The following is a 6513-nucleotide window of genomic DNA, read 5'->3' as shown; positions in this document are numbered from 1 at the left end:
GGCCGCGGGCCTGGCCGCCGAGGCGGCCGCGGGCTCGGCCACCGACGGCGACCTGCTGTTCCGGATCCGGGCCCTCGGCGTCCTCGGCGACGCCGAACTGCTCACGGGAACCGCCGCCGGAGCGGCCCAGGCGGTGGAAGCGCTGCAGCAGGCACGCGAGTTGAGCGCCTCCATGGAGCTGGCCGACCCCGACCAGGTGCGCCGCCTCGCCGACCTGGCCGAGGCCGAGCTCCAGCTCGGCGACCTCGGCGCGGCGGCCGCCGGGCTCCGGGAGGCGCAGGCCGCCTGCGCCGACTGGCCCGCGGAGTGGGGGCGCAGCGCCCGCGCCGCGCTCGACCGGGCGAGGGCACTGCTGCTCGCCGCCGAGAGCGGCCCGGCTGACCGGGTCACCGCCCTGCTGTCGGGGGCCGCCGAGTCCCTCCGGGAGCTGGGACTGCCGCTCGACCTGGCCCGCACCCTGCTGGCCCGGGGCGCCGTGGAACGCCGCAACCGGCACCGGACGGCGGCCCGGACGCTGCTCGCCGAGGCGGAGCTGCTGGCGCGCGAACGCGGCGCGCTGCCGTTGCTGGCCCGGGTCCAGGCCGAGCAGCGCCGCCTCGACCCGGGCGAACGGACCGGGGAGGCGGTGGAGTTGACGCCCAGTGAGTCCCGGGTGGCGAGGCTGGCCGCGTCCGGCGCGACCAACCGCGAGGTCGCCGCGATCCTCTTCGTCAGCGTGAAGACCGTGGAGGGCACGCTCTCCCGGGTCTACCGCAAACTCGGGGTGCGCTCGCGGACGGCCCTCGCGCGATGGGCGGAAACGCTGGATCAGGCCGCCGACGGCGGGGGACACGAGTCGTTCACACGGACAGCAAGGGTTAACCCGCTTATGGGGAGGGCTGCCACTTCCTAGCGTGGTGGCAGTCCCGTTCAGGCGTGCACCTGCCAACCAGACCATGGCCACCGGCCTTGTCCCGCACGGCAGTTGCCACCCGACCCCGTCCCTGGAGGACACCCGTGAAGGTCACCCTTCGCTCCGCCCTCGGCATGCTGGCCGCCCCGCTGCCCATCCTCGCCCTCGCGGTGGCGCCGGCCCACGCGGCCGTCGCGCCGCAGGCCGTCCACGGCGACCTGCTGCCGCAGGTCGCCCACGCCACGCAGACCGGCACGGTCGCGGACAGCACCGCGATCCCCGTCACCCTCAGCCTCAAGGTGCGGGACCAGGCCGGCCTGGACGCCTTCGTCAAGGCGGTCGCCGACCCCAAGTCGCCGCAGTACAAGCACTACCTGACGGTGGCCCAGTTCCGGCAGCGCTTCGGCGCCTCTGCGGCCACGGTCGGCAAGGTCACCGGCTACCTCAGGAGCCAGGGCCTCAAGGTCGGCAAGGTCTCGGCCAACGGTCTGACCGTCGAGGCCACCGGCACCGCCAAGCAGGTCCAGCGGGCCTTCGGCACCAAGCTGGCCACCTTCCGCCAGGGCGCCCACCGCTTCTTCGCCAACACCGCGGAGCCGGTGCTCCCGGCGGGCGTCGCCGCCGCGGTCGCGGACATCGCGGGCCTGAACAACTACGCCACCTACCACCACAACTCCGTCGGCAAGGCCCAGCCGCAGGCCGTCAGCCACGCGGTCACCGGCCTGACCCCGACGAAGGCGCGCTCCGCCTACAACGTGACCTCGGCGATCAGCTCGGGGTACAACGGCTCGGGCGTGACGGTGGGCCTGTTGGAGTTCTCCGCCTTCAAGCAGTCGAACATCACCACCTACGACAACTACTTCTCCCTCTCGCCGTCCACCCCGACGGTGCGCAGCGCGGGCGGCGGCACCACCGACCTGTCCGGCGAGGACGAGGTCGAGCTGGACATCGAGGTCGTCCAGGCGCTCGCCCCCAAGGCGGCCGTCAAGGTCTACGAGGCCCCGAACAGCGACGCCGGCGAGGTCGCCGTCTACGCGGCCCTGGTCAGCGACGACGTGCCGGTGGTCTCCATCAGCTGGGGCATCTACGAGGCCGGTGAGACCGCCTCCAACCGGTCCGCCCTCAACACCGACTTCCAGGAGGCGGCGGCCCAGGGCCAGTCCGTCTTCGCGGCCTCCGGCGACAGCGGCTCCGACGACGCGGGCAACGGCGGCACCTCGGTGGACTTCCCCGCCTCCGACCCCTACGTCACCGGCACCGGCGGCACGACGCTGACGCTGACCTCGTCGGGCGCCTGGAGCAAGGAGACCGCCTGGTCCAGCGGTGGCGGCGGTGTGTCCTCCTACTTCGCCACCCCCAGCTACCAGTCCTCGGTGAACAGCGGCAGCTACCGCGCCGTCCCGGACGTCGCGGCGGACGCCAACCCGAGCAGCGGCTGGGCGATCTACACCCAGGGCGCCTGGTACGAGTTCGGCGGCACCAGCGCGGCGGCACCCAACTGGGCCGCGTTCGCGGCGATCTACGACAGCGAGGCCAACGCGGTCGGCGCGTCGACGTTCGGCTACGCCAACTCGACCATCTACAACCTGGCGCAGTCGTCGGCGTACTCCACGGCCTTCCACGACGTGAAGAGCGGCAGCAACGGCGCGTACAGCGCCGGCACCGGCTACGACAAGGTCACCGGCTGGGGCTCCTACAACGGCGCGGGCTTCCTCTCCGCGGAACTGGGCTGACGCCCCGTCTCCCTTCGCCCCTGCGGGGCCCGGGGCGCCAGCCCCCGCCCCGCAGGGGCGCCTTCACGCTGCGGCGCGGCCGCGCCTTCAGGCGGCGCAGCCGCCAGGGGGCGCGAGGAACTGCGCGAGCGGCCCACCACCCGGGGAGGTCCGGCCCACAGATGGGCTCGAACCTCCCCGGGTGGTGCGTTGCCCGCGCAGTTCCTCGCGCCCCTGAAAGGCGTTGCAACCGGCCGCCCGGCGGAAGGGCAGGCCGGTCAGGGGGGAATGGGGCAACTTGCCCATGTCGGGCATTGTCACCGCCACGTCGTAGGCTATGCCCCCGTGACGACCAGCACCGAGAGCCGACCGGCGCCGGGCCCCGCCGCGGACGAGGGGCTTGCGCGCCGCCTCCGCGCGCTCGCCTGCACCGCGCCGCTCCACGACCTGGACAGCCGCAAGGCCAACCTCGCCGGGGAGTACGCGGTCTACGGCATGGCCGAGGTCGCCCTCGCCGCGATCGACCTGGTCACCCTGCACATGGACTTCGACGCGGGCGCCGACCGGGACCACGTGCTGGCCCGCCTGCTGCCCAGGGTCGCCGCCCAGGCGCCGGACCGGCCGTGGACCGAGCACGAGCGCGTGGCCAAGTGGGTGCTCGAATCGATCATCAACGTCGGCAGCGTGGACCGGGGCTTCCGGTCCACCTACGGCACCTTCGGCGCCGACGGCAGCTACGTCCGCCGCGAGTACGACTTCAAGCTGATCGAGGAGGTTCCCGGTCCCGACGGCGGGGTGTACCTCCGGACCACCGACGAGGCCGTCAACGTCCTGGTCGGCGCGCTGGACACGGATGTGACGTCCGCTCAGATCGCCGCCGAGGTCAAGCTGGAGGTGCTGATCCGGCGCGGCCGCCTCGCCGACGCCCAGCTCGCGGCCGAGCAGGCGCGGTACCGCACGGTGCAGTACTCGGAGACGCTGCGCCGCGCGCTGGAGGCCACCCGGCGCAACGTCCGCGCCGTGGACTGGATGGAGACCGTCCCCGACCTCATCGCCGAGGCGCTCGAACACATCGCCGACCGCTACCGGCACGAGAACGCCATCCTCACCAACATCCGCCGCGCCCGCGACGAGGCCGAGGACCCCGAACACAAGCGCCGCGCCGCCGAGTTGGTCGACATCGTCAAGGACTGCATCCGCCGCCACACGCAGCTGCAGACCCGGCTCCTTGAGGCCGGCCCGCTGTTCCGCGCGGAGCAGGACCGGCAGGCCTTCGCCGCGCCCGCCGCCCGCGCCGGGCTGGACCTCTACGGTCAACTGCTGGCTCCCGTCCTGCCGTTGCCGCTGGAGCAGGCGGGCCGGGTGACGTCGGCGTGGTTCGCCTCCGGCGTCGGTCTGCGCACCCCCGGGGCCGCCCGGCTGACCGACCTGGTGGACCTGCTGCTCACCCCGCCGGTCGAGCGGGAGCACCTGGGCGCCGAGCTGCCGGAGCCCGACCTGGTGTCCACCCCGGACGACAGCCGGTTCAGCGAGGCGCAGCTGGAGGCGGCCACCGCGCTGCTCGACCTCCCCGTGGACGCCCCGCGCCGCCTCTCCGGGCTGCTGGCCGAGGCGCGCCGCCAGGATCCCGAACTCCCGTACCTGGTGGCGCTGATGGCCGTGCACGCGGCCAGCCCGTCGGTCGGCACGGCCTACCGGCAGGGCGAGGAGCGGCTGCTCTTCGCGGTCGACGACGGCGCGCGCCTGGACGACCCGGAGTTCGGCGGTGCCGACCTGATCGTGGGCAGTGCCCTGCTGGACGCGGCGACCATGGCCGCATCCCGCCAGGAGGCCACGTGATCCGCCAGGCGGGCCCGGGCCCGCGCGCGTTGGAGCCGCACCCGAGCAAGAACCCCGCGCCCCTGGCGGGCGCGACGTCCGAGGGAACCGAGGCACCCCATGTCTGACGCATTCGATCCCGAATTGCCCGAGGGCGGCGCCCGCCCGACCGCCCCTGCCGCCGTCACCCCCGCCGACGTGGCCGACGCGGCGCGCCTCGTCCAGTTCGGGCTGCAGCCGAAGCTGCTCCCCGCCCGCGACGTCGAGTACGCCGAAGCGGTGCGGCGCTACCGCGACGACCCGGGCTTCGCCCGGCTCGCGGACGCCGTCGCGGCCGGGCTCGGCCTCGTCGTGCTGGAGGTCAGCCCCCGGGCCGGCATCGCCGTGGCCGCCGCCGAGGACAGCGTGTTCGCGGTGAGGATGGGCGACTACTCCCGCCGCGCCGCCTCCGAGTCCACCGACCGCTTCCTGCACGGCCTCGCCCATCTCGCCGTCGCCGCCCTGGCGTTCCCCCGCCCCGAGGACCTGGCCGACGACGGCTACCTGGGCCGGATCACCGTGAACGGCGTGGACGCCTTCGTCCGCCAGGCCTGCCGCCGCCTCGAGGAGCAGGCCGACGCCGCGGGGGACAACACCGACCCGGTCAGCGAGGCCCCCGGCCTGGAGGCCGCCTGGCGGGTCTACGCCCGCCGCAGTGCGACCGGCGCGACGAAGGACGCCCGCCGCCTCGCCGGGTCCACCATCGGCATCGTCGGCAAGGCCGTCGCCTTCCTGGTCGACTCCGGCTTCCTGCAGAAGACTTCGGACGACTCCGGCGGCACCTACCGCACCACCGCCCGCTACCAGCTGCAGGTGCGTGAGATGGCCGGCTCCGCGGCGATGGCCGAGCTGCTCGCGCTCGGCGTCGTGCCGGTCAGCGACGGCACCGCCAGCCTGCTGCCTCCCGACGAGTCGGACGAGCTGGTCGCCGACGCCGGCCTGCCCTTCCACGCCACCTGACCACCCTGTCCGCCGACCGACCGCCAACTGCCTCACCTGTTCGGAGAACTGACGCACCATGTACGAGCTGAACCGGGTCCGCCTGTACTCCATCGGCCCTGCCGGTGCGCGGTACGCCGACACCGTGCTCGACCTCAGCGGCGTGGGCGAACCGGTCTCCGATCCGGCGCCGCAGCAGCCGGGCTTCTTCGACGAGGAGCAGAGCGGTCCGGTGCGCCGTCCCGCGCCCGCCGGCGTGCTGTTCCTGGAGAACGGCGGCGGCAAGTCCGTGCTGCTCAAGCTGATCTTCAGCGTGATGCTCCCGGGCCACCGCAACACGCTCGGCGGCGCCAGCTCTGGCGTGCTGCGCAAGTTCCTGCTCGCGGACGACTGCGGGCACGTGGCACTGGAGTGGCAGCACACGGTCACCGGCGAGACCGTCGTCGTCGGCAAGGTCAGCGAGTGGCGCGGCCGTCAGATCTCCGCCGACCCGCGGAAGTTCGCAGAGGCCTGGTACTCCTTCCGGCCCGGCCCGGGGCTCTCCCTCGACAGCCTCCCGGTCGCCGAGCGCGCCGAGCTGATGCCCGCCCCCGGGCAGGACGCCCCGAAGGTGAGCGCCCGCGGCCGCCGCCGCACCATGAAGGGCTTCCGCGACGCGCTGACGGAGGCGGGCAAGGCCTTCCCCGAACTTGAGGTCACCTGGGAGGAGGGCCACGAGCGCTGGACCGACCACCTCGGCAGCCTCGGCCTGGATCCCGAACTCTTCCGCTACCAGCGCGAGATGAACGCCGACGAGGGTGAGGCGGCGGGCCTGTTCGCGGTCAAGAGCGACAAGGACTTCACCGACCTCCTGCTCCGGGCGGTCACCGACACCCGCGACACCGACGGCCTCGCCGACCTGGTGCACGGCTTCGCCAACAAGCTCGGCCGCCGCGCCGAGCTCACCGCCGAACGCGACTTCACCGCGGGCTCGCTGGACCACCTGCACCGGATCGCCGAGGCCGCCGCCGCCCGCGAGAGCGTCCGCGAGCACCACCGCAGCGCCGAGCGACGGGCCCGCCGCCTGTCCCGCAGCCTCACGGCCCGCAGCGCCGCCGAGCGCGACCGGGCCCG

At 74.1% G+C, this 6513-nt stretch carries 4 protein-coding genes and 1 pseudogene; all 5 read left to right on the top strand.

Features of this window, described 5'->3' with window-relative positions; translation table 11 throughout:
* On the top strand, positions 1–892 hold an 892-nt coding region (locus ACFP3V_RS26190), incomplete at its 5' end, for a LuxR C-terminal-related transcriptional regulator (protein WP_380588295.1).
* Between the two features lie 104 nt (positions 893–996).
* Positions 997–2625 carry a S53 family peptidase gene (locus tag ACFP3V_RS26185; RefSeq protein WP_380588292.1) on the top strand — a complete coding sequence of 543 codons (1629 nt, stop codon included), beginning with the start codon at positions 997–999 and terminating at the stop codon, positions 2623–2625.
* A 324-nt stretch (positions 2626–2949) separates the two neighbouring features.
* Positions 2950–4443 carry a hypothetical protein gene (locus tag ACFP3V_RS26180; protein ID WP_380588290.1) on the top strand — a complete coding sequence of 498 codons (1494 nt, stop codon included), beginning with the start codon at positions 2950–2952 and terminating at the stop codon, positions 4441–4443.
* A gap of 99 nt (positions 4444–4542) precedes the next feature.
* Positions 4543–5421 carry a hypothetical protein gene (locus ACFP3V_RS26175; protein WP_380588287.1) on the top strand — a complete coding sequence of 293 codons (879 nt, stop codon included), beginning with the start codon at positions 4543–4545 and terminating at the stop codon, positions 5419–5421.
* 58 nt (positions 5422–5479) lie between these two features.
* A pseudogene (locus ACFP3V_RS26170) lies at positions 5480–6513 on the top strand (hypothetical protein); the annotation flags it as partial.

It is taken from the genome of Streptacidiphilus monticola (genome assembly GCF_042658505.1).
In the GTDB taxonomy this organism is placed as follows: domain Bacteria; phylum Actinomycetota; class Actinomycetes; order Streptomycetales; family Streptomycetaceae; genus Streptacidiphilus; species Streptacidiphilus monticola.
This window is presented reverse-complemented; position numbering and strand designations above follow the sequence as displayed.